Source organism: Frankia sp. AiPa1 (assembly GCF_023243075.1).
In the GTDB taxonomy this organism is placed as follows: Bacteria; Actinomycetota; Actinomycetes; order Frankiales; family Frankiaceae; genus Frankia.
Genome location: NZ_JALKFZ020000182.1, coordinates 49,568 through 72,026, shown reverse-complemented (window position 1 = coordinate 72,026; position 22,459 = coordinate 49,568). Strand labels below are relative to the sequence as shown.

The 22,459-nt window shown below is 73.0% G+C and carries 18 protein-coding genes and 1 pseudogene; 16 read left to right on the top strand and 3 right to left on the bottom strand.

The annotated features are described in order from the left end of the window. Positions 1–152: 152 nt before the first annotated feature. From pafA to MXD95_RS24325, 10 genes are all read left to right on the top strand, one after another. Positions 153–1,511, top strand: coding sequence for a Pup--protein ligase (gene pafA / locus MXD95_RS24370; protein ID WP_250643056.1), 1,359 nt, complete (start codon positions 153–155; stop codon positions 1,509–1,511). A gap of 156 nt (positions 1,512–1,667) precedes the next feature. Next, positions 1,668–2,429: an FKBP-type peptidyl-prolyl cis-trans isomerase gene (locus MXD95_RS24365; protein WP_308301573.1), complete on the top strand. Its 762-nt coding sequence runs from the start codon at positions 1,668–1,670 to the stop codon at positions 2,427–2,429. A 137-nt stretch (positions 2,430–2,566) separates the two neighbouring features. After that, the gene (locus MXD95_RS24360; protein WP_250643055.1) at positions 2,567–3,595 is read left to right on the top strand and encodes a helix-turn-helix transcriptional regulator; all 1,029 of its coding nucleotides are present in this window, start codon (positions 2,567–2,569) and stop codon (positions 3,593–3,595) included. A gap of 6 nt (positions 3,596–3,601) precedes the next feature. Next, a complete protein-coding gene (locus MXD95_RS24355; protein WP_250643054.1) occupies positions 3,602–4,855 on the top strand; it encodes a helix-turn-helix transcriptional regulator in 1,254 nt (417 codons plus the stop codon). A gap of 55 nt (positions 4,856–4,910) precedes the next feature. Further along, on the top strand, positions 4,911–5,126 hold the full coding sequence (locus MXD95_RS24350; protein ID WP_250643053.1) for a hypothetical protein: 216 nt from the start codon (positions 4,911–4,913) through the stop codon (positions 5,124–5,126). Positions 5,127–5,586: 460 nt separating this feature from the next. Further along, the gene (gene tatA, locus MXD95_RS24345) at positions 5,587–5,859 is read left to right on the top strand and encodes a Sec-independent protein translocase subunit TatA (RefSeq protein ID WP_250643052.1); all 273 of its coding nucleotides are present in this window, start codon (positions 5,587–5,589) and stop codon (positions 5,857–5,859) included. Between the two features lie 126 nt (positions 5,860–5,985). Next, the gene (gene tatC, locus MXD95_RS24340) at positions 5,986–7,059 is read left to right on the top strand and encodes a twin-arginine translocase subunit TatC (protein WP_250643051.1); all 1,074 of its coding nucleotides are present in this window, start codon (positions 5,986–5,988) and stop codon (positions 7,057–7,059) included. 77 nt (positions 7,060–7,136) lie between these two features. Next, a complete protein-coding gene (locus MXD95_RS24335) occupies positions 7,137–10,178 on the top strand; it encodes a DEAD/DEAH box helicase (RefSeq protein WP_250643050.1) in 3,042 nt (1,013 codons plus the stop codon). 283 nt (positions 10,179–10,461) lie between these two features. After that, a complete protein-coding gene (locus tag MXD95_RS24330; protein WP_308301572.1) occupies positions 10,462–11,574 on the top strand; it encodes a cobalamin biosynthesis protein in 1,113 nt (370 codons plus the stop codon). Next, the gene (locus MXD95_RS24325) at positions 11,571–13,178 is read left to right on the top strand and encodes a cobyric acid synthase (protein ID WP_250643049.1); all 1,608 of its coding nucleotides are present in this window, start codon (positions 11,571–11,573) and stop codon (positions 13,176–13,178) included. The genes MXD95_RS24330 and MXD95_RS24325 overlap by 4 nt, the downstream gene beginning before the upstream one ends. A gap of 182 nt (positions 13,179–13,360) precedes the next feature. Here MXD95_RS24325 and MXD95_RS24320 read toward each other — a convergent pair whose 3' ends face one another. Next, entirely contained in the window at positions 13,361–14,236 is an 876-nt protein-coding gene (locus MXD95_RS24320) for a class I SAM-dependent methyltransferase (protein WP_250643048.1), read from the bottom strand. 231 nt (positions 14,237–14,467) lie between these two features. Between MXD95_RS24320 and MXD95_RS24315 the strand changes: the two genes are divergently transcribed. The 4 genes from MXD95_RS24315 (at position 14,468) to MXD95_RS24300 (ending at position 17,019) form a co-directional block, all read left to right on the top strand. After that, positions 14,468–15,022 (top strand): CchlQ, encoded by a 555-nt coding sequence (locus tag MXD95_RS24315; RefSeq protein WP_250643047.1) that lies wholly within the window; start codon positions 14,468–14,470, stop codon positions 15,020–15,022. A gap of 405 nt (positions 15,023–15,427) precedes the next feature. After that, a complete protein-coding gene (locus MXD95_RS24310) occupies positions 15,428–15,715 on the top strand; it encodes a DUF1330 domain-containing protein (protein WP_250643046.1) in 288 nt (95 codons plus the stop codon). 123 nt (positions 15,716–15,838) lie between these two features. Further along, entirely contained in the window at positions 15,839–16,120 is a 282-nt protein-coding gene (locus tag MXD95_RS24305; RefSeq protein WP_250643045.1) for a hypothetical protein, read from the top strand. A gap of 89 nt (positions 16,121–16,209) precedes the next feature. After that, positions 16,210–17,019, top strand: coding sequence for a phytanoyl-CoA dioxygenase family protein (locus tag MXD95_RS24300; RefSeq protein ID WP_250643044.1), 810 nt, complete (start codon positions 16,210–16,212; stop codon positions 17,017–17,019). A gap of 207 nt (positions 17,020–17,226) precedes the next feature. Here the strand turns inward: MXD95_RS24300 and MXD95_RS24295 are convergent, their stop codons facing one another. Then, the gene (locus MXD95_RS24295) at positions 17,227–18,099 is read right to left on the bottom strand and encodes a MerR family transcriptional regulator (protein ID WP_285223757.1); all 873 of its coding nucleotides are present in this window, start codon (positions 18,097–18,099) and stop codon (positions 17,227–17,229) included. 300 nt (positions 18,100–18,399) lie between these two features. Next, positions 18,400–19,047, bottom strand: a complete 648-nt coding sequence (locus MXD95_RS24290; protein WP_285223756.1) for an AAA family ATPase — start codon at positions 19,045–19,047, stop codon at positions 18,400–18,402. Positions 19,048–19,868: 821 nt separating this feature from the next. Between MXD95_RS24290 and MXD95_RS24285 the strand changes: the two are divergent. Together MXD95_RS24285 and MXD95_RS24280 are read left to right on the top strand one after the other, a co-directional pair. Beyond that, a pseudogene (locus MXD95_RS24285) lies at positions 19,869–20,774 on the top strand (ABC transporter ATP-binding protein); the annotation flags it as partial. Positions 20,775–21,133: 359 nt separating this feature from the next. After that, entirely contained in the window at positions 21,134–22,357 is a 1,224-nt protein-coding gene (locus MXD95_RS24280; protein ID WP_250643042.1) for an ABC transporter permease, read from the top strand. Positions 22,358–22,459 lie beyond the last annotated feature (102 nt).

Genomic DNA, 22,459 nt, shown 5'->3' with positions numbered 1-22,459 from the left:
GTGTGGGGGTGGGTGGGGGAGCCGCGGCGGTCGTCGGCCCGCCCAGGGGGGGGGTGGTGGGGTGAAGCCCCGCGCGGCGAATCGACGCGACTGGGAGGCCACCCCGGGCGTCTGGCCACGCTCGGGTGGCATCCGAGCATAGGGTCACAGACGTGGATCGCCGCATCTTCGGTCTGGAGAACGAGTACGGCGTCACCTGTGTGTTCCGGGGGCAGCGGCGGCTGTCCCCGGACGAGGTGGCGCGGTACCTGTTCCGTCGTGTCGTGTCCTGGGGGCGCAGCTCGAACGTGTTCCTCAAGAACGGCGCCCGCCTCTACCTCGACGTCGGAAGCCATCCGGAGTACGCCACCCCGGAGTGCGACTCGGTGCCGGACCTCGTCACCCATGACAAGGCCGGCGAGCGCATCCTGGAGGGCCTGCTGGTGGAGGCCGAGCGTCGCCTGCGAGAGGAGGGGATCGCTGGCGACATCCATCTGTTCAAGAACAACACCGACTCGGCCGGCAACAGCTACGGCTGTCACGAGAACTACCTGGTCGGACGGCATGGCGAGTTCTCCAAGCTGGCCGACGTGCTCGTGCCGTTCCTGGTCAGCCGGCAGATCCTGTGCGGTGCGGGCAAGGTGTTGCAGACCCCGCGCGGCGCGGTCTACTGCATCTCGCAGCGCGCCGAGCACATCTGGGAGTCGGTGTCGTCCGCGACCACCCGCTCGCGGCCGATCATCAACACCCGGGACGAGCCGCACGCGGACGCCGAGCGTTTTCGCCGGCTGCACGTCATCGTCGGCGACTCGAACATGAGCGAGACGACGATGCTGCTCAAGCTCGGCTCGACCGACCTGGTGCTGCGCATGATCGAGGCCGGGGTGATGCTGCGCGACATGACGCTGGAGAACCCGATCCGGGCGATCCGCGAGGTCAGCCACGACATGACCTGCCAGCGCAAGATCAAGCTGGCGAACGGCCGCGAGGTCTCCGCCCTCGACATCCAGCGCGAGTACTACACCAAGGCGGTGGAGTTCGTCGAGCGACGCGGTGGCGACGCGGTCGCCAAGCGGGTGCTGGACCTGTGGGGCCGTACCCTGCTCGCGATCGAGACCGACGATCTCGAACTCGTCGCCCGCGAGATCGACTGGGTGACCAAGTACGTGCTCATCGAGCGGTTCCGCCACCGCCACGGTCTGTCGCTGGCCTCGCCGCGGGTCGCCGAACTCGACCTGAAGTACCACGACATCCACCGTGACCGCGGCCTGTACTACCGGATGGAACGGGCCGGGCTCGTCGAACGGGTCACCCGTGACCTCGACGTGTTCGAGGCCAAGTCCCGGCCGCCGCAGACCACCCGGGCACGGCTGCGCGGCGAGTTCATCAAGCGGGCCCAGGAGAAGCGCCGCGACTTCACCGTGGACTGGGTCCACCTCAAGCTCAACGACCAGGCGCAGCGCACGGTGCTGTGCAAGGACCCGTTCCGCTCCGTCGACGACCGGGTCGACAAGCTCATCGCCAGTATGTGAGGCCGGACCGCCCGCGGCCGGCCCGCTCGCCCGGGTGGGGCCGCGGCGGCCCGCCCGCGGGAGGCCCGGACCCGCCGGGGTGTCCGTCCGTGCCCGAACGTTGCGGCGTGTGAGACGCTGCCGACCCCAGCCCCGCTCGTGAGGAATCCGCTCCCTGTGACGTCCGCCCCGCCCCGCGTTCCCGGCGCCCTGATCGCCCCCCGCCCCCGCGCCACCGGCGCCCCCGGCACCACCGGCACCGCGGGTACTGCCGGCACCGCGGGTACTGCCGGAACGGCCGACGCCGCCCGCGCTGCCGCTGCCGGTGTCGCGGCCAGGCCACGCCGGGGACGCCGACCTGGTGGGAGGCGCCTGGTCGTGGCCGTGCTCGCCCCGACCCTGTTCGTGGCGGTGCTGGCCGGCTGCTCGGCCTCCACCGCGCCGGACGGCACCGCCGCCGCGCCCGCGCCCACCTCGCGCCCCGCCGACGGCCTGCTGCCCGCGGTCACGAACGCGACCGACCTGAAGGCCGCCCCGACGATCGCCAACGGGCACGGCCGCGCGCCGACGGGCCTGCTCACCCGCGATCTCGTCACCGGCAGCGGCGCCCGCGCCACGTCGACGAGCACGGTCACGATCCATTACACCGGGGTGCTCTGGCGCAACGGCAAGGTGTTCGACTCCACCTGGAGCGGCTCGGGCGCCGAGGCCGCGACGTTCCCGCTGAGCGGCACGATCACCGGTTTCGGCCGCGGCATCGACGGGATGAAGGTCGGCGGACGCCGCGAGATCCTCATTCCGCCGGCGCTCGGCTACGGTCCGGACGGCGGCCAGCCGCCGACGATCCTCGCCGATGACACCCTCGTCTTCGTCGTCGACCTGCTCAAGGTCGGCGCCGAGAGCACCGGCACGACGGGAGCGGGTGGCACCCAGCCGTAACGCCACAGGTCGCGGCCCCGGTGCGGCACCGGGGCTCGGGTGGGGGGCGGCGGCCGGGGGCCGGCGGGCAGCGACTAGCCTGTCTGGGTGTGTCCCGGCGTCGGGTGGAACGGCTGCTGAATCTGACGATGTGCCTGATGGCCACATCGCGTTTTCTCACCGTGTCCCAGCTCGGGGAGCTCGTCGAGGGCTATGAGCCCGGCGTCACCGCGGAGGAGCAGGATGCCTTCCGGCGGATGTTCGAGCGGGACAAGGCCTACCTGCGCGAAATCGGTATCCCGCTGGAGACCGGACGGGACTCGGCGTTCACCGACGAGGTGGGGTACCGCATCCACCGTGGCGACTATGCCCTGCCCGAGATCGCACTCGCCCCGGATGAGGCCGCCGCGCTCGCTCTTGCCGGCTCGCTGTGGTCGGTCGCAGCCCTGGCCGGGCCGGCCGCGAGCGCGCTGCGTAAGCTCGCCGCCGGTGGCGCGGCGGTCGCGGACGGCGAACCGGACCGGCCCGGCGGTGCGGGTGGTCCCGGCTCGCTGGGTGCCCTCGACGGGTTCGAGCCGCGGGTGGACGCGGCCGAGCCCGCCTTCGAGCCCTGCCTGGCCGCGGTCCAGTCCGGTCGGGCGATCCGTTTCCCCTACCGCAAGGTCGGCGATGCCGACATCGCCGAGCGGCACGTCGAACCGTGGGGGGTCGTGTCCTGGCACGGCCGCTGGTACCTGGTCGGCCACGACCTGCACCGCGGCGCCGAGCGGGTGTTCCGCCTGTCCCGGGTCGCCGGAGCGGTGCGCCTGGTCGGCCCGGCGGGGGCCGTGCGCGTCCCGGCCGGCGTCGATGTCGCCGCGATGGTCTCCGCCCAGGCCCCCTCCGAGCGGGAACGCACCGCGACGCTCGCCGTGCGCCGCGGCACCTGCCACGCGTTGCGCCGTGGCGCCCGCCCCGTGTCGGCCGGCTGCGTGCCGCCGGCCCGGCCGCATCCGGCCGTCCCGGCCGACATGGACCTGCTGGAACGCACCTTCACCGACACCGAGCGGTTCGCCCGCTGGATCGTCGGCTCCGGCCCCGACGTCCTCGTCGTCGCCCCCCCCGAGCTGCGTACCGCCGTCATCGCCCGCCTGCACGCCGCATCCGGACAGCTGGTCGGCGCGCCGGGCGGCGCGGACGGCGGGTGAGCGGTGGTGAGCGCCGCGACCGAGCGGCTGTCCCGGCTGCTCGATCTCGTCCCCTGGCTGCGCGCCCATCCCGGAGTGTCGTCGCGGGTGGCCGCCGAGGCGTTCGGCATCACCGAACGCCAGCTGCGCAACGATCTGGACCTGCTGTTCGTGTGCGGGCTGCCGGGCGGGGCGCCCGGTGACCTCATCGACCTGAGCTACTCCGGTGACCAGATCACCGTCGCCGACCCGCAGACCCTCGACCGTCCGTTGCGGCTGTCCGTCGACGAGGCGACGGCGCTGCTGGTGGCCGCCCGGGCCCTCGCCGACATCCCGGGCCTCGCCGGGCGTGAGGCGCTCGACCGGGCGCTGGAGAAGCTGGAACGGGCGGTCGGAGCCGACGCGCGGGCCGCGGGACAGGTACGGGTCAGCCTCGAGCCGCCGGGCACCGTGCCATCGCCCACCGTCACCTCCGGTGACGGGTCTTCGTCGGGCGCCTGGTTCGCCGAGAACGCGCTGGCTGGGCCCGGTCCCGCCGATCAGGCTCCGGGGGATGGCGACGCGGCCGGTGGGCGCCGGCCCGGAGACGCTCCGTCCGCCGGCGGCCGGTCCGAGGTCGTCCGGTCCGCCGCGGTCCCGCCGGGCAGCGCCTCGGTGGGTGGCTCCACGGACCTGGCCCCGCCCGGCGGGTCCGGGTCCGACACGGTGCTCGCCGTGCTGCAGCAGGCGCTGCGCGAGCGCCGTCGGGTGCATCTGCGCTACCTCGTGTGGTCCCGCGACGAGCTCACCGAACGTGATGTCGACCCGATGCGCCTGCTGGTCCGGGACGGCCGCTGGTACCTGGAGGGCTGGTGCCACCGGGCCGAGGCCGTCCGGCTGTTCCGCCTCGACCGGATCGACGGCCTCGGTGGGGCGCGGCTGCTCGACGTCCCGGCCGACCCGCCGCCCGCCGCGATCTCCCGCGAGGTCGGCGACGGCATCTACCGCCCCGGCCCCGGCGACGTCCGGGTCGTGTTGGAACTGGCCCCACCCGCACGCTGGGTCGCCGACTACTACCCGGTGACGGCCACCCGGGAGCTGGCGGGCGGCGGCCTCGAGGTGACGTTGTTCGCCGGAGAGACCACCTGGCTGCACCGCCTGGTCCTCGGTCTCGGCGCCGACGTCCGGGTTGTGGCACCCGCGGCGCTCGCCGAGGAGGTCCGCGGCCTCGCCCGCCGCGCCCTCGCCGCCTACGGCCACGCCACCACCGCCGGCCCGGCCGATCGTCGCGGGGGCCCCTGATCGGGGGTCGGTGCCGGTCGGATCGGGGCCGGCGCAGCCCGGTAGGGTGACCGGCATGCTGTGGGCGCTCGTCTACCTGGTGCTGATCCTCGGCGGTCTGCTGCTGCTCGCCGCGGCCGCCTGGCGGGTGTGGCAGAAGATCCGTGGGGTGCGGCGCGCGCTGGGTGAGCTCTCGACGCGGGTCTCGGCGTTTTCCGCCGACACCGCCGCCCTGTCCGCGCGCCTCGATCACGCCGAGGTCACGGCCCGCCTCGCCGAGCGCACACTCTGACCCCGCCCCGGGTGGACACCGTCCCGGACAACGCCGTCCCGGACAACGCCACTTCGGACATGAGCGCCGAATCGGGCGGTGGGATGCCGAGAAGAGGGCGGGACCATCGGTCCGGACAGCGCACCGATGCGACCTGTGCGTGTGATCGTCGGCCAGGTCGGCCATCTCGGCCGCGGTGAGCACGGCCCTTGACCTGAACATCGCTCACCGAAAGTGGCGATGAAATCTTCGCCCGTCATCATCGGGGTATGGGGTGGCGAGGGAAATTCGCGGGACGTCCTCGCGTGACTACCCATGGCGTCCGGGTGTGGCTACACTTGGCCCGTCACAGCCGCATCGTTGCGCAGCCGTCATCTGCGGGATACCCGTATGCCGTCTGTTCCCTCCTAGGCTGACAGACGTAGCATCGATCGCACCGGCCGTCGAACGGGCCGGTACCGCTCACCGGAGGACGCCGACCATGCCGAACCTGGGCCCCACCGAGCTCGTCATCATCGCTCTTGTCGTACTGGTGCTGTTCGGATCGAAGAAGCTCCCCGACGCGGCGCGGTCCTTCGGCCGTTCTCTGCGGATCTTCAAGGCCGAGACGAAGGGCCTTCGCGACGACGACCAGCCGCAGCAGCAGGCGCCCGTTTCCGCCCCGCCGCTGCAGCTCGAGGCGCCGGCCGAGACCGTGGCGCAGCCGGGTGCGAGCGCCGCGAACAGTGTCGCCCCGGCCGCCGACAAGCGCTGAGCCTGCCGGGCAGGGCTGGTCCGGGTGGGCCGTCGCCGGCGGACCGAGCCGGGACGGCTGTTCTCCTGTCTCGCAACACCTGTTTGACCCCTCGACTCTCGTAACCCGCGACCAGGAGATGCCGACGTGCCAGGGATCCCCACCCCGCGCAGGCTCCTTGCCGCGGCGAGCCACCGGCGGACCCGCACGGTCGAGGACAGCCGGATGCCGCTCACCGAGCATCTGCGCGAGCTGCGCAACCGGATCGGAATCGCGCTGGTGGCGTTCGGGGTCGCGGCCGTCGTGTGTTTCGTCTTCGAGCCGCACATCTTCGACTGGATCAAGCGTCCCTACTGCCAACTGCCGGCGAGCAAACGGTTCAGCCCGGACGGCCAGGCCGCGTCCAACTGCACCCTGTACTTCTTCGGAATCCTCGACGCGTTCACCATCCGGCTGAAGATCTCGATGATCGCGGCGGCGGTGGTGTCGTCGCCGGTCTGGCTCTACCAGCTGTGGTCGTTCATCACACCCGGGCTGCACCGGCATGAGCGGCGCTGGTCGTTGACGTTCGTCGGGATCTCGCTGGTGCTGTTCGCGACCGGCGCGGTCTTCGCCTATCTGACCCTGCCCACGGGGCTGAGCCTGCTGCTCGGGTTCGGCGGCAACGGGCTGGTCAGCGTTCTGGACGGCAACCGGTACCTCAGCTACGTGCAGGCGATGCTGCTGATCTTCGGCCTGTCCTTCGAGATCCCGTTGCTGATCGCGATGCTCAATCTCGCGGGTGTGGTCACGACGGCCCGGCTTCGTTCCTGGCGGCGCGCGGAGATCTTCCTCGTGTTCGTGTTCGCCGCGGTCGTCACGCCGAGCCAGGACCCGTTCACCATGCTGGCGCTCGGCCTGCCGATGGTGGTGCTGTACGAGGTGGCACTGATCATCGGCTGGCTGAACGATCGGCGCAAGGCGCGGCGCGGCTCCACCTCTGTCTACGCCGACCTCGGCGACGACGAGACGTCCCCGCTGGACTTCGACGACGCCCCGCGCCAGACCCGGGTGGGGGGACCCCGGCCGGACGGGTCGGGTCCCGGGGCGGGGGGTGGGCCCGGCGGAGATCGGCCGGACGGCGGGGCGGGCACCGCACCGGTCGGCGCCGCTCACGGTGCGAGCGGCACGGGTGGCCCGGCGGGCGGTGCGTTCGGCGGCGAGGCCGGCGACATCACCTGACCCCGCCCCACCGCCCCACCGCCCCACCGCCCCACCGGGGCAGGTTGCGGGTCGAAACGTCGGCGTAGGGTGAGGGCGTGTCCCCGGCGCCCGAGGCTCTCGTGGAATTCGCCGCCAGCCTTCCGTTCGGCCTCGACCCGTTCCAACGGGAGGCACTGTCGGCGCTGGCCGCCGGTGATGGCGTGCTCGTCGCCGCGCCTACCGGGGCGGGCAAGACCGTCGTCGGCGAGTTCGCCGCACATCTGGCCCTGCGCAGTGGCACCCGGTGCTTCTACACCACGCCGATCAAGGCGTTGTCGAACCAGAAGTACGCCGACCTCGCCGCCCGCCACGGCTCGGACGCGGTCGGCCTGCTCACCGGCGACACCGTGCGCAACGGCTCGGCGCCGATCGTGGTCATGACCACCGAGGTGCTGCGCAACATGCTCTACGCCGGCCCGGCGGGCGGCGGCGACCTGGCCGACCTCGGTTATGTGGTCATGGACGAGGTGCACTACCTGGCCGACCGGCAGCGCGGCGCGGTGTGGGAAGAGGTCATCATCCACCTGCCGGCGCACGTCCGGCTGGTCTCGCTGTCCGCGACGGTCAGCAACGCCGAGGAGTTCGGCGAGTGGCTGGTCACCGTCCGTGGGCACACCCGGGTCGTCGTCAGCGACCACCGGCCGGTGCCGTTGTGGCAGCACGTCCTCGCCGAGCGCACCCTGCACGACCTGTTCCTCGAGGACGCCCTCGGCCGGCCGGACGGCGCCACGGCGGCCCTGGCTCGCGCCGCCTCCGACCGTGACCTCGCCGGTCCCGCGGGGCGACTCGGTGCGGTCGAGCTGGCCAGGCCGTCCGGTGGACGGTGGGACGACGCCGCCGCGGTGGGCGAGCTTCCCGCGCCGCGCGGTGACGACGGGCGACGGGAGCGGGACGGCTGGGACAGGGGCGCGGGTCGCGACGAGGCACGCCAGGGCGGCAACGGCACGCGCCAGAGCGGCAGGGCGGGCCAGAGTGGCGGTGCGGGCCGAGGCGGCCGGACGGTGCGGGGGAGCGCGGCGGTGGCCGGCGCTCGGGTGGTGAACCCGGATCTGGTGCGCCTGGCCCGCGAGGAAAACCGGGGGCTGCCGGCCGGCTACGGCTCGGGGCGCAGGCGGGCGGGCACGGGTGGTCCCCCGGGCCGGCACGCGCGCCCACCGGGGCGCCCGCAGGTCGTCGAGCGCCTCGACCGCGACGGCCTGCTGCCCGCGATCGTCTTCGTGTTCAGCCGGGTCGGCTGCGACAGTGCGGTCACCGCCTGTGTACGTACCGGGATGCGCCTGGTCGGGCCGGCCGAGCAGCAGCGGATCCGGGCGATCGTGCGGGAGCGCACCGCCGGCATCCCCGACGCCGACCGGGGCGTGCTCGGGTTCTGGCCGTGGCTGGAGGGACTCGAGCGCGGCATCGCCGCGCACCACGCCGGCATGCTGCCGACGTTCAAGGAGATCGTCGAGGAGCTCTTCGTCGAGGGCCTGGTCCGGGTGGTGTTCGCCACCGAGACCCTCGCGCTCGGCATCAACATGCCCGCGCGCACCGTCGTGCTGGAACGGCTCACGAAGTTCAACGGCGAGAGCCGCGTCGAGATCACCGCGGGGGAGTACACCCAGCTGACCGGCCGGGCCGGGCGGCGCGGCATCGACGTGGAGGGCCACGCCGTCGTCCTGTGGCAGGCGGGGCTTGACCCGCTCGCGCTCGCCGGGCTCGCGTCCACCCGCACCTACCCGCTGCGCTCGTCGTTCCGCCCGTCCTACAACATGGCCGTCAACCTGGTCGGACGGCTCGGGCGGGAACGGGCGCGCGCGGTGCTGGAGAGCTCGTTCGCCCAGTTCCAGGCCGACCGGGACGTCGTGGGTCTGGCCCGCACGATCCAGCGCAACGCCGACACGGTCGCCGAGCTGCGCGCGGCGCTGTCCTGCGAACGCGGCGACGCGGCCGGGTACGACCGGCTGCGCCGCGACATCAAGACCCGGGAGACGGCGCTGTCCCGGGAGGGCAGCGCCCGGCGGCGCGCCGAGTCGGTGGCGGCGCTCGGCCGGCTGCGCACCGGCGACGTTGTGCGGGTGCCCGCCGGGCGGCGCAGCGGACTGGCTGTCGTCCTCGACGCGGACACGTCGGCGTCGTCGGCCCCGGACGGTCCACGCCCGGTGGTGCTCACTGCCGACCGACAGGTCCGCCGCCTGTCGCTGACCGACTTCCCGACCGCGGTCGAGCCGCTGGGCCGGGTCCGGGTGCCGCGCTCGTTCAACCCGCGTTCATCCCAGTCGCGTCGCGATCTCGCCTCCTCGCTGCGCAGCGCCGGCCTGGACGCGGGGGAGGGCGCCGGGCCCGGACGACGGGAGAAGGCCCGCGCGGCCGCCGCCGACGACGCCGAGCTCTCGCGGCTGCGTCGGGAACTGCGCGTCCATCCGGTGCACGACTGCCCGCGCCGCGAGGAGCATCTGCGGGCCGGCGAGCGGGCGACCCGGCTGGAGAAGGAGACCGCGAGCCTGTCCCGCACGGTCGAGGGCCGCACGAACACGGTCGCGAAGACCTTCGACCGGGTCCGTGCGGCGCTCACCGAACTCGGCTACCTCGAACACGACACCGTCACCGACTCCGGCCGACTGCTCGCCCGCATCTACAACGAGCAGGACCTGCTCGTCGCCGAATGCCTGCGTGCGGGCCTGTGGGAGGACCTGGACGCCCCGGCGCTGGCCGCCGCCGTGTCCACCCTGGTGTTCGAGCCGCGCGGGGAGGACCTCGCCGCGGTCGGCCTGCCCGGCGGTGTGGTGCTGGCGGACTGCCTGGAGGAGATGGCCCGCGTCGTCGACCGGCTCACCGCCGTCGAGACCCGCCACCGGCTGTCCTTTCTGCGCCCGCTGGAACTCGGCTTCGTCCTGACCGCCCACGACTGGGCCCACGGCCGGTCCCTCGAGCGGGTGCTGACGAGCAGCGCGGTGGACCTCACCGCCGGCGACTTCGTCCGCTGGATGCGCCAGCTGCTCGACCTGCTCGACCAGATCGCCAAGATCGCGCCCGCCGACTCGAAGGTGCGCCGGACCGCCCGCGCCGCGATGGACGCCCTGCGCCGCGGCGTCGTCGCCTACGCCATGGCCGTCTGATGATCGCGCCCGCCACCGACCGGGGCCCGCGCCTGGGGGCGCCGTCACCCACCTCTGCCGGGTCACCCACCCATCCCGCCTCCGCCACGTCCCGTGCCTGGCTCCCGAGCAAGATCCGGCCAAGTAGGTCGCTGTGGGGGGCAAATCGGACACGAAATCCCCCACGGCGACCTGGTTGGATCTTGAGTCGCGCCGGCTCCGGAAACCTCACCACAGAGAGTGACTTCCGCTGGAGGTCGGCGCGGTGTCCCGCGGTCGACGCCGGTGATCCGAGACACGGCGGGTGAGTCCGAGGGATGTGTCGATCTCGCCGACGCGGTGGGCGGGCCTGAGGATGGTGGCGATCTCGCCACGGGCGCGGGCCCGGCTGGGCGGGCTGCTGCTCGGCGCCGGCCTGGACGCGCTGCTCGGCGACCCGGCCCGCTGGCATCCCGTCGCCGGGTTCGGCGGGCTCGCCGCCCGCGTCGAGCGAACGTCCTATCGGGACGATCGCTTCGCCGGGGCCGTTCACACCGCGGTGCTGGTCGCCGCCGTGGCCGTCCCCGCCGCCGCCCTCGACCACCAGATCGCCCGGTGCGTGTCTGGGATGTCGGGCCGTCGGTGGGTTCGGGGCTCGAGCCCGTCCGGCGCGGTGGGGGCGGGGCTGGTGGTGACGGCGGGGCTGGGCTGGGTGGTGCTCGGGGGGACGTCGCTGCGCCGGGCGGGACGCGCCCTCGGCGCGGCACTGGCCGCCGGCGACCTCGACGGCGCACGCGCGCTGCTGCCGACGCTGTGCGGGCGCGACCCGGCCGAACTCGACGAGTCGGCGCTGGCCCGCGGGGCGATCGAGTCGATCGCCGAGAACACCTGCGACGCCGTCGTCGCGCCGCTGTGGTGGGGAGCGGTCGCGGGCCTGCCGGGCCTGGCCGCCTACCGGGCGGTGAACACCCTGGATGCGATGATCGGCCATCACAGTGCGCGGTACGAGCGGTTCGGGGCGGCCGCGGCCCGCCTGGACGACCTGATGAACCTCGTCCCGGCGCGGCTCGGGGCGCTGGCGGCCTGCGTCTGCGCGCCGGTGGTCGGCGGCAGCCCGGCGGACGCCTACTGGGTGCTGCGCCGCGACGGCCGTTCCCATCCCAGCCCCAACGCGGGGCTGGCCGAGGCCGCGTTCGCCGGGGCGCTCGGCCTGCGCCTCGGGGGGGAGCTGCGCTACCCCTACCGGGTCGAACAGCGCCCGCGGCTCGGTTTCGGCCGCCCGCCCGCCGGCGCGGACGTCGCCGCCGCGGCCCGCCTGTCCGCCGCGACCGGGATGCTCGGCCTCACCGTGACGGTGCTGGCCGCCGCCGTGGTGTCCATCCTGCGCGGGCGGATCCCCCTGCGCGGGCGGACCAGGAAAGGTCGGGTGCGGACATGAGCGGCGCGGGTGGGCGGGGCGGGGGGCTGCTGGTCGCGGGGACCGCGTCGGACGCCGGCAAGAGCGTGCTGACCGCGGGGATCTGCCGCTGGCTGGCCCGCGAGGGGGTGCGCGTCGCCCCGTTCAAGGCGCAGAACATGGCGCTGAACTCGACCGTCACCGCGGACGGCGCGGAGATCGGCCGAGCCCAGGCGATGCAGGCCGCGGCCGCCGGCGTCGAACCGGAGGCGGCGATGAACCCGGTGCTGCTCAAGCCGGGAGGGGAGCGGCACAGCCAGCTCGTCGTGCTGGGTCGTCCCGTCGCCGAGGTCGACGCCCTTGGCTACCGTCCGTACAAGGCGCGCCTGGCTGGCATCGTCGCCGACTGCCTGGACGATCTGCGGTCCCGCTTCGACGCCGTGATCTGCGAGGGTGCCGGCAGCCCCGCCGAGATCAACCTGCGCGACACCGACATCGCCAACATGGGTCTCGCCCGCGCCGCGAACCTGCCGGTCATCGTCGTCGGTGACATCGACAAGGGCGGGGTGTTCGCCGCCCTGTACGGCACGCTCGCCCTGCTGGACCGGGAGGACCAGGCGCTGATCAGCGGCTTCGTCATCAACCGGTTCCGGGGCGACCCGCGCCTGCTCGACCCGGGTCTGCGCCAGATCGAGGCGCTGACCGGCCGGCCCGTGCACGGCGTGATCCCGTACCGCCACGGGTTGTGGCTCGACGTCGAGGACTCCCTCGACCTCGCCTCCTACCCCGACGAGCCGGGCGATCCCGACAATGTCGGCGATCCCGACAGCGTCGGCGAGGCCGGAGAGGCCGGCGAGGCCGGTGGACCGGACGGGCTCCCCCACGGGCGCGAGACGCTGCGCGTCGCCGTGGTCCGGCTCCCGCGGCTGTCGAACGTCACCGATGTGGACGCGCTGCGCGCCGAGCCCGGTGTCGTGGTGCGCCTGGCCACCCGGCCTGACGACCTGGTCGACGCCGATCTCGTCGTCCTGCCCGGTACCCGCTCGACCGTCGCCGATCTCGCCTGGCTGCGCCGCCGCGGCCTCGCCGACGCCGTGCTGGCCCGCGCGGCCGCCGGCCGGCCGGTGCTGGGCATCTGCGGCGGTTATCAGATGCTCGGCACCGGCATCGTCGACGACGTCGAGTCGGGTGCCGGCGCGGTGGCCGGCCTCGACCTGCTGCCGGTGCGCACCGTGTTCGCCCGGGAGAAGCTGCTGGGCCGACGCACCGCCACGGGCGTCACCGGCCATCGGGTCAGTGGCTACGAGATCCGCCACGGCCGGCTCACGATCGCCGAGCATCCGGGCGCGACGCGGTTCGCCGCCGACGGGGTGCGGGTCGGGGCCGTCTGCGGCACCAGCTGGCACGGCCTGTTGGAGAACGACGCGTTCCGCGCCGCCTACCTGCGCGACGTCGCCGCCGCCGCGGGACGCGCCTACATCCCGGCGGGCGTGCGCTTCGCCGAGGTCCGCGCCCGGCGCCTCGACGCGCTCGGTGACCTGGTCGCCGATCACCTCGACACCGCCGCCCTGCGCCGTCTGATCGACACCGGCGCGCCGCCCGGCCTCCCCTTCCTCCCGCCCGGCGCCCCGCCCGCCGCGTCCTGATCCGCCCGCCGCGTCCTGATCCGCCCGCCGGGGTCCGACCGAAGACCTCCGCCAGCAAGATAATCAACGGTGTTGACGTCGTCCCGCGGCCCGCCCGGATCCGGCACCGTACGCGCCGGACAGGCCCACCTCGTCCTGCGCGGCGGGTGGTGGGTGGAGCCGGGATCGGCGGTGCGAGGCGGTCACCCCGAGGTGCGCGATGGGACGTCGGCAGGCGAAACCGTCTCGTGCGGACCCGCTGCGGTGGTCCGCGTGGCGCGCAGGGAGAACTCCACCGGGACGGGCTGTCCGGCGAGGATCAGCCGCCACCGGCCATCGTGGCCACGCCGCATCTGATCCCCGCGGCCCTGCGGGCCGTCGGCATCGAGGTGTTCGGTCAGTGCGTCGACGCGCAGCCCGGCACTCGCCGCGGCGGTCACGATCTCGCCCAGGCCGTGTGGGTACTGGACGGTCTGGGTCGCCGTCAACCTGGTCGCGCTGCTGGCGTAGGACCTGGTCGACCGGATGCGGTGGGCGCCGCCACCCTGGTAGGGAAAATCGAAGCGAACCGGCTCCACCGTGTCGATCATCTGCGTCAGCGGATGCCCATCCACCAGCACCAGGACTCCACCCGGACGCAGGGCCGCGCCCGCGGCGGCCATCCAGGCGTGGACGTCAGCGATCCAGCACAACACGCCGTAGGAGGCGAAGACGACGTCGAACGAGCCGGCCAGGGGCGCCGGCAGCCGTTGCGCGTCAGCCTGGACGAACTGTGCGTCGATCCCGGCCGTGGCGGCGAGTGACCGGGCTCGTTCCACCGCGATCGGTGAGAAGTCCAGGCCGGTGACCCGCGCCCCGAGCCGGGCCCAGGAAAGCGTCCCCAGCCCGAAATGGCACTGCAGATGAAGGAGATCGAGGCCCGCCACCGATCCGACCGCCGCGGCCGTCTCGTCGCGCTCCCGCCTGGCGAGCATGAGCTGCCCGGCGAGAAAACCCTCGACGTCGTAGTAGTCGTCCTGCCCGTGCAGGCTCGCCAGTTCGTCCCAACGCGCCCGGTTCAGCTCCGCCGCATCCTCCACGAGCCAAACAGCGTAGCGAAGCCGGGCCCATACGCCACCGAATTCTGCTCCCCCGGCGACGACGACCGCCGGCGGGACGGCCACTCGCCGTCCGCGACGCCGGGGCTGCACGCGGGCGGTCAGGTCGTATCTCCGGGGCATCATCGCCAGGTCGGGATGCCTTAGCCTGGGGGGCACGAAGGCAACCGCGACGGGTCGTCGGCCCGTTCGTTCTAGCCGGTGCGAGGTCGGGTGGACTGGGGCACGCTGGTCGCGACGCTCAGCGGTGCGGCGATCGCGATAGCCGGAACCGTGCTCGCTGATCATCTTGGCGGCCGGCGCACCGCGGAGCAGGTTCGGGCGCAGCAGCGGCGCGAGGTCTACATCGCGTTCATCACGGCCGCGGGAATCGCCCACTCCCGGCTGCGCCAGCTCGCCCAGATCGCCCAGGATGGTCCGGGCGGTGGTGATCCGGATGTGGCGTCCCGGGCCGCGCTGGTCGAGGCGGGAATCTACGAGGTGCGCGAGCGGCTGTTCCTCGACGCCAGTCACACCGTCGTCGGCGCCGGCCAGGCGATGTTCCAGGGGCTGCGCGAGTTACGACGCGTCGTTGCCGGTGGCGCGGCGCTGTCGTCCGCGGCGTTTCACGACGCCTACCATCCCTACCTCGACGCGGTCTGGCACTACCGGGCCGCGGTGCGCGCCGAGCTCGACACCAGCGCACTGTCCCTGGCCGTCTTCGGCTGGAACACCTGGGACGGCACCGACCGATGCCCCCTGTGCCGCCCCGACACCGTCGGCACATGAGGCGAGCGGGGCTCGCGCGCGAGTGGCCGCGGCGGCCTCGGGAGGAGTAAGTCTCGCGCCCGGTCGTCACGACCAGCGAGCCCTCTCCCCACCGCTGACCCGCCACCGCCCTGCTCGCCGCCGTGCGTGACGACGGATCGGCCCCGGAAAACCTCCGTGTCGCTTCTACGGGGTTACGAAGGGACAAACAGGACGAAAAACCCGGTAGAGGCGACATCCCCGCGTCGGACCTTGTCGACGGACCTGTCGACACCGTTCCGCCCGGGCCGGACGTGCGCGGCTCGCACAACCACCCCCAGCGAGCCGAGGTGGAACAGCCAGGAACTCGTGGTCGCCGTGCGTGAGCTCATGCCCCGATCGCCGGGAGCTGACCTCCCGGCCCCCGGCCACGGGCACGATGGCCTCATGACTGCCTACTGGATCAATGTGTACAAGAAGATCGTCGACGAGGCCAAGGTCGCGGCGTACGCGGAGCTTGCCGGTCCGGCCCTGCGTGCCGCCGGCGACACCTTCCTGGCCCGTGGCCTGCCCGAGCTGACCTACGAGGCCGGGGAGACGACCCGTACCGTCCTCATCGCCTTCGATTCGGTCGAAGCCGCTCAGGCCGCGCATGACAGCGCCGCCTATCAGAAAGCCCTTGCCGCCCTCGACGGCGGCGCGGTTCGCGACCTGCGCATCGTGCCCGGACTTTAGCGAGTGAGCAGGCCGGGCCCGGGGACGCGTCGTGCTGTCACCAGGCCGCCCCGGGTCCGGTGGAGCCAGGCACCGCCAACGTGTGCCCGGGTCCACATCGCTCCCTGTGAGGCATGAGGCCGCGTGACGACCGCAAACGCGGACAGTTTCGCGCAGGCGTCCACCCCAGATGCCCGATGCGCCGACGTTCGACACCTCCATCCCGCACTCGGCCCCGGGTATGGAACCACTGGCTGGACGGTGGACGTCGCCCGCGCGGCGTTCGCCGTGCCCGGCCCGGACGGTTACACCGTCGTCGTCGCCAGCCCCGACGGCGAGGCCTTCGAGCTCGCTGTCGCCGGCGCAGGAGAGCTGAAGGGGTGGGGGAGTGACGCAGTCTTCGGCCGGTCGGCGCCGATGATGTGAGCAGGGACGTGCCGACGGTCGATCGGGGAGGGGCACGAGGCGGAGAAAATGGTTCGCCGGCCGCCATCCCTCGATCTACGCTCGAGCGCATGTCGCGGCGCGATTCTGAGGACCGACCGGGTGCAGAGGACCGCACGGAGGCGTTGGGCCACCTGCGGGAGTTCGCGGAGCGGGGATTCGTGATGGTACCGGGGGCGGTGCCCGCGCGGCTGGTGGCGGAGGCGTCACAGGTGGTCGACGGGTTGGTCGCCGCCGACCCACCGGCGCCGGACGTCCGCGGCCCGCACAACTACTTTCCGACCGCCGCGGCGGCGCCCTCGCTCGGCGCCCTGCTGACCGGCAGCGGCGCGTTCGCTCTGGCCGAGACGCTCACCGGGCCGGGCACCCTGGTGCCACCGTGGCAGGTGCAGGTGGCGTTGAACATCCCGCCGTTCCCGCACCGGCCCGGTATGCACCACCTCGACGGTGTCGGCCCCGACCTGCCCGACGGCCGGCCCGGGACGTTCACCCTGCTCGCCGGTGTGCTGCTGACCGACCAGCCCGACGACGACGGCGGCAACCTGTGGGTGTGGCCGGGTACCCATCTCACCCACGCCGAGTATTTCCGCACCCACGGCCCGGATGCCCTGATCGCCGCCGGCGGCTACCCGCCGATCCCGCTGCCCGAGCCCGAGCAGATCCGCGGCCGGGCGGGGGACCTGCTGCTCGCCCACTACCTGCTCGGCCACAACATCGGCGGCAACACCTCCGCCCGCACCCGGCGCGCCGCCTACTACCGGATCAAACGCCACGGCCATGACGCCCGTTGGCCCGACGTCCTGCGCGATCCCTGGCTCGAATACGACGGCATCCGCGCCGCCGTCCGAAACCCGCCAGGCCGCCATCCGAGACGCCAGTGATCGGCGTCAGGAGGTCCGCCAGCCGCCGCCATGGCCACGGACAGCAAGATAATCAACGGTGTTGACAGCGACCGGCGCCGCATCTGATCTTGACGGGTAAGGCGATTCCGATCGTGACGGAGGAACGGGCGGCAGACGCCGAGTGGTGTCTGATGGGACGCGGGGACGGCGCACAGGTGACGGTGTGGATACGGGCGGATCAGGTGGTCAGCGGCGGGTGACGGGCTGTTGGATCTCGGTGATCCAACCGGCGGGGTCGGCGGGGCAGGCGAGGCTGATCTCGCGGCCGGGGCCGGCGTCGCGGTAGCCGGCCTGCTCGATCCAGCGGGCGAGAGCCTGGTAGGTGGGCATGCAGTCGTCCATGGAGCCCTCGTGGACGATGGCCGCGGCCGCCGGGACCGCCGGAAGATCGACGATGCGCACGCCGGCGAGGGCAGCGGCGGTGGTGACCGCAGGGACGGTCGCGTCGGCGGAGGACGCGCCGTCGGCGGGAAGGGGGACGTTCACGGGGAAGGCAGCGTGGACGGCGACGGTCTCGTGGCCGCCGGCCTCGCGGTAGTAGGCGATCGCGGGGCCGGCGGGGGTCACCGCGGCGGCGGTGAGTGCGGTGGCGAGCTGGTCGAACAGGGCGCGCACGACCGGGCCGATCGACAGCGGGTCCATCGCCCGGGCGGTGCCGGCGAGCTCGGCGACGCGCACAGCGGGCAGGTCCTTGATGGTGACGTCCGTGGTGGGCATGGTCCCCTCGCTTTCGATCGTCTGGAGACGGGCGCGCACCTGAGCCAGCCGGGCGGTGTCGGCGGCGATCCGAACGCGCAGCTCGGCCTGGCGTAGGCGCAGCATGCCGCGCAGCTGCTCGGCACTGACCTGCTCGTCAAGAATGTCCTGCACCTGGGCGAGGCCGAAGCCGAGTTCCTTGAGCGCGACGATGCGGTGCAGCCGGGCCAGCTGCGCGGCGGTGTAGAGGCGATAGCCGGTGGCCGCGTCGATCCGGGCGGGCCGCAACAGCCCGATCCGGTCGTAGTGGCGCAGCATCCGCACCGACACCCGGCCGTGGCGAGCGAAGTCTCCGATTGTCATCATGTCCCCACCGGTCTACGGCCTGACACCGTGTCACGGTCAAGCACGGCCCCACGGGGCAGGCTCAGCCTCGCAGGCAGACCAGCCCCCCGGCCAGACACAGCCCCCCGGGCCAGACACGGTGCAGCGCGGGGACGAGCGGGGGAGGAGCCGGTCCGACCGTCGAGACAAATCGGACAGAAAATCCGGTAGAAGCGACATCCCCGCGCACCAGGAGCGACACCACCCCCGAAAATCATCACGGACAGCGAGACGTACCGGGTGAACCCGGCCGCGAGCCGGAGATCCTCGAGGAGCAACCTAGGGGAGCGCGCTCGGGTCCGGCCCGGGCATCGTCTCCTCGATGTGCTGCTCGATCATGGATGCCCGCGCGCGGGCATCAGCGGCGGGGATATCGACCAGGTCGTAACCGTGCTCCCGGTAGACCTCCTCGTGGATGCGCGCGAAGACCAGCGAGTCCTCGAAGGAGATCCGGCGCGCGGCCGTCGCCGTGACGAAGCCGATCGGCCGGATCAGGAACACACTCCGCTGGTAGACGGCATAGCCCTGCACCCGGTCGATCTCCTCGGCGAGCGATCGGGTGACCGGCCGTTCCAGGTAGCGGGCCAGCGCCAGGGTGCACAGCGGAGAGCGGTCAAAGACCTGCACCTCGTGGCGTCTCGCTGCAGCCTGCTGGCGCTCGCGCTGCGCCGCGATGACCAGGTCGAGGAAATCCGGGTCCTGCCACGGCTGCGGCCTGCCCGCGGCCTGACGCTGCGCGATCACGTCGGTGGCCGCCTCGTGAATCACAGCGACTCCGCGCATCTCCAACACTCGCGCGACCGTTGTCTTGCCGGCGCCGGGGGCACCGGTGAGGACGTATCGACGGGTGCGCGCAACCGCATCCGCCCTGGGTGTCGATCCATCAGAAGGCGTGACAGCCGGCCGCTGCCGGCGCGCGTGCACCATAACTCCCCTCCGGGAACCCGCTGGGTTGGTTGACCGCGGCGACAACGCGCTGCCCGAGCGGCCGATCGATCGGATCCCGCATCATCGTGCGGAGGCCACATCTAGGACAACGAACCCCGCGGCCAGAACGGAAGAGTTCGGCCTGCGGTCGTCACCTTCGGTATGGATCATATGTCGCGAGCTTGAGAACGCAGGTCAGTCGCTGAGTACCAGGCGGCTGGCCGGGCCGCCTGTGTGGAACGCAGGGGACGGCCGCGGCTGCCGGCCCAGGACGCGAGCCAAGGAGGAATCGCGGCGGTCGGGCAGGACCCTGTGCGGGGTGCGGGCGGGGGAGGGGGGCGCGGCCACGCCGCCTGGGAGCGGCCGGGGATAGGGGTGAGCGATCGCCTGCACGGCGGGTCTCGCGCGGTGTCCGGCGACAAGATCGGAAACGATGGATGACCGTCACCACCAAGATAATCAACGGTGTTGACGAAATTTCCGCCCCATTCCAACAAGATCAACAACAAAACCCGGCTCCCGCGCCGACCGCTCTCTCCTGACAGGTCCGACTTCGCGATCAGTCAGAGCTGTGACGGACCATCATGGTCCGCGAGAAAAACTCTGGCCCCGTCTTCCGCGGGTCAGGGTGTACGGCAGGCGGGGCGCGGGGAAGCATGGGCGATCAGCTGGTCGTGCCGCGGTGTCCGGCAGGGCGGTACCGTGCGGAGCGTTGATCCCGGGTGAAGGCCAGCGCAGGTCGGTGCGCGTCGCGTCCAGGTCGGTGCGCATCCTGGTCGGTGCGTCGGTCGCGCGTCTGAGTGTCATGGAGAGGCGGTGGGATGGGCGACGGGCGGCTGGAAATCGACCGGGTGTCCAAGCGGTACGGCGATGTCGTGGCGCTGGACGCGATGTCGTTCGAGGTGCGGGCCGGTGAGCTGTTCGGGTTCGTGGGCAGCAACGGTGCGGGCAAGACGACGACGATGCGGATCATCCTCGGGGTGCTCGCCGCCGACGCCGGTGAGGTGCGTTACGACGGGGTCCCGCTGGACCTGGCGGCCCGCCGGCGCATCGGGTACATGCCCGAGGAGCGTGGCCTCTACCCGAGAATGAAGGTCGCCGAGCAGCTTGGCTATCTCGCGCAGCTGCACGGGCTCGGCCCGGCGGCGGCCCGCCAGGCGGTGGAGCGCTGGACGGGGCGGCTCGGTGTCGCCGGGCGGCGTGACGACGAGGTGCAGAAGCTCAGCCTCGGCAACCAGCAGCGGGTGCAGCTCGCGGCGGCGCTGGTGCACGACCCGGTGGCGCTGGTGTTGGACGAGCCGTTTTCCGGGCTGGACCCGGTGGCGGTCGATGTGATGAGCGAGGTGCTCACCGAGCGGCGCGCGGCCGGGGTGCCGGTGTTGTTCTCCAGCCATCAGCTGGAGCTGGTCGAGCGGCTGTGCGACCGGGTCGGGATCGTGCGGGCCGGGCGGATGGTCGCCTGCGACACGGTGGACGCGTTGCGTGGTGCGGGGCCGAGTCGCCTGGTCGTGGATGTTCCCGCGGCGCCCAGGGGCTGGGCGGATGGCCTGCCCGGCGTGCGTGCGTCGGCGATCGAGGGCACGTCGACGGTGCTGGAGCTCACCCTCGATGGCGACGACCAGGTGGTGCTGCGCGCGGCGCTGGCCCTCGGCCCGGTTCGCGAGTTCCGCCGCCGCCGGCCGTCGCTCGCGGAGTTGTTCCGTGAGGTCGTCAGCGACGCCGCGGAGAGCGATGCCGCGGAAAAGGCCGACCCTCATCCCCCAGTGCCGGCCCCAGCCTCTCCCGCGATGCCGGCGCCCGCGATGCCGGCGCCCGCGATGCCGGCTCCCACGTCCCGCCGGGAACCAGCGGTGCGGGGACCAGCGGTGTCGGAGCCGCCGGCCGCGCCCGGGCAGTCCACGCCACCTCGGCAGCCCGTCTCCGCCGAGCGGTCGACCGTGCCCGGGACGTCGGCGCCGGCCCAGCAACCGTGGCTTCCTGACGGAACGGGCCCGGCGGGGGACGTGGGATCCGCCGCGGAAACCGGGTCTGCCGGTGAGCCGGCGCCGGTGACGCCCGAGCCGGCGGCCTCGGCGGAGCCGACGTCATGACCAGCGAGCTGGATCCCACGGCCGGCACCCTCGGGTCGGGTCGGGTGCTACGGCTGGTGGCGACGCGGGAGATCGTGCTGCGGCTGCGGTCCCGGGCGTACCGGGTGACCACGGCCCTGTTCGTCGCGGGGATCGCCGCGACGGTGCTGGTTCTGCACGCGGTCGGCGGGTCGTCGTCGGCGAAGACGGTGGCGCTCACGGCGGCGGACGGCCGCCAGGCCGGGGCGATCGTGGCCGCCGGCCGCTCGCTGGACGTCGAGGTGCGGATCCGTACCGTCACCGACGCGACCGCAGGTGACCAGGCTGTCCTTGACGGCGACGCGGACGCGTTCGCGCAGCTCACCGCGTCGGGGAGTTTCCGGGTGGCGGTGAAGAACGATCTGGGTGACGGGCTCACCTCGGTGCTGACGGTGGCCGCGCGGCAGGCGGCGCTGGAGGGGCGGATCGCTGCCCTCGGCGGCGATCCGGCGACGGTGGGCCGGGCGATCCAGAGCGCTGGTGTCGATGTCGCCACGCTGCGCCCGCAGAAGGAGCACCATGGTTCGCGGCTGCTGCTCGGGTTGCTCGCCGGCGGGCTGATCTACATTTCGTTGATCTCCTTCGGTCCGCTGGTGGCGCAGGGCGTGATCGAGGAGAAGTCGTCGCGGGTGGTGGAGTTGCTGCTCGCGGTGGTGCGCCCCTGGCAGCTGATGGCGGGCAAGGTGGCGGGCATCGGTGTGGTGGCCCTCGCCCAGCTGGCGCTCACCGGTGTGGTCGGGGTGGGCCTGGGGCTGGCCACCGGGCAGCTCGGCATGCCCGCGGGCCTCGCGGTGGGCTCGGTGGCACTGGCGTTGCTGTGGTTCCTGCTCGGGTTCACGATGTACGCGTTGCTGTTCGCCAGCGCGGGGGCGTTGGTCAGCCGGCAGGAGGAAGCCACCGGCGTCACCATGCCGATCATGGTGATGCTGGTCATCCCGTACGTGGTGGGGATCTCGGTGCTGCCGGCGTCGCCGGACAGCGGCCTGGTGCTGATCCTCGCGATGATCCCGCTGTTCGCGCCGATCCTCATGCCCATGCTGATCGGGATCGGCGGCGTGGCGGTGTGGCAGGTGCTGGTCGCTCTGGCGCTGACGGTGGCTCTGATCGTCGCGCTGGTGTGGCTGGCGGGCCGGGTCTACGGCAACGCGGTGAAACGCTCCGGTACCCGGGTGGCCCTGCGTGACGCCCTGCGCGCCGCGTGAGCTGACGTGAGTCGCCTACGCGCGGGGCCCGAACCGCGGATGTGAGACGCGACGGCAAAGGGGGCGTGAACGGGCGTTGGCTCGGTAGCATCCGGGGCGATC

Coding starts and splice junctions, on each gene's coding strand:
- MXD95_RS24360 (WP_250643055.1), top strand. CDS start 2,567: ATGGCCACATCGCGTTTTCTCACCGTGTCCCAGCTCGGGGAGCTCGTC.
- MXD95_RS24350 (WP_250643053.1), top strand. CDS start 4,911: ATGCTGTGGGCGCTCGTCTACCTGGTGCTGATCCTCGGCGGTCTGCTG.
- tatA (WP_250643052.1), top strand. CDS start 5,587: ATGCCGAACCTGGGCCCCACCGAGCTCGTCATCATCGCTCTTGTCGTA.
- MXD95_RS24325 (WP_250643049.1), top strand. CDS start 11,571: ATGAGCGGCGCGGGTGGGCGGGGCGGGGGGCTGCTGGTCGCGGGGACC.
- MXD95_RS24310 (WP_250643046.1), top strand. CDS start 15,428: ATGACTGCCTACTGGATCAATGTGTACAAGAAGATCGTCGACGAGGCC.
- MXD95_RS24300 (WP_250643044.1), top strand. CDS start 16,210: ATGTCGCGGCGCGATTCTGAGGACCGACCGGGTGCAGAGGACCGCACG.
- MXD95_RS24295 (WP_285223757.1), bottom strand. CDS start 18,099: ATGACAATCGGAGACTTCGCTCGCCACGGCCGGGTGTCGGTGCGGATG.
- MXD95_RS24290 (WP_285223756.1), bottom strand. CDS start 19,047: ATGGTGCACGCGCGCCGGCAGCGGCCGGCTGTCACGCCTTCTGATGGA.
- MXD95_RS24280 (WP_250643042.1), top strand. CDS start 21,134: ATGACCAGCGAGCTGGATCCCACGGCCGGCACCCTCGGGTCGGGTCGG.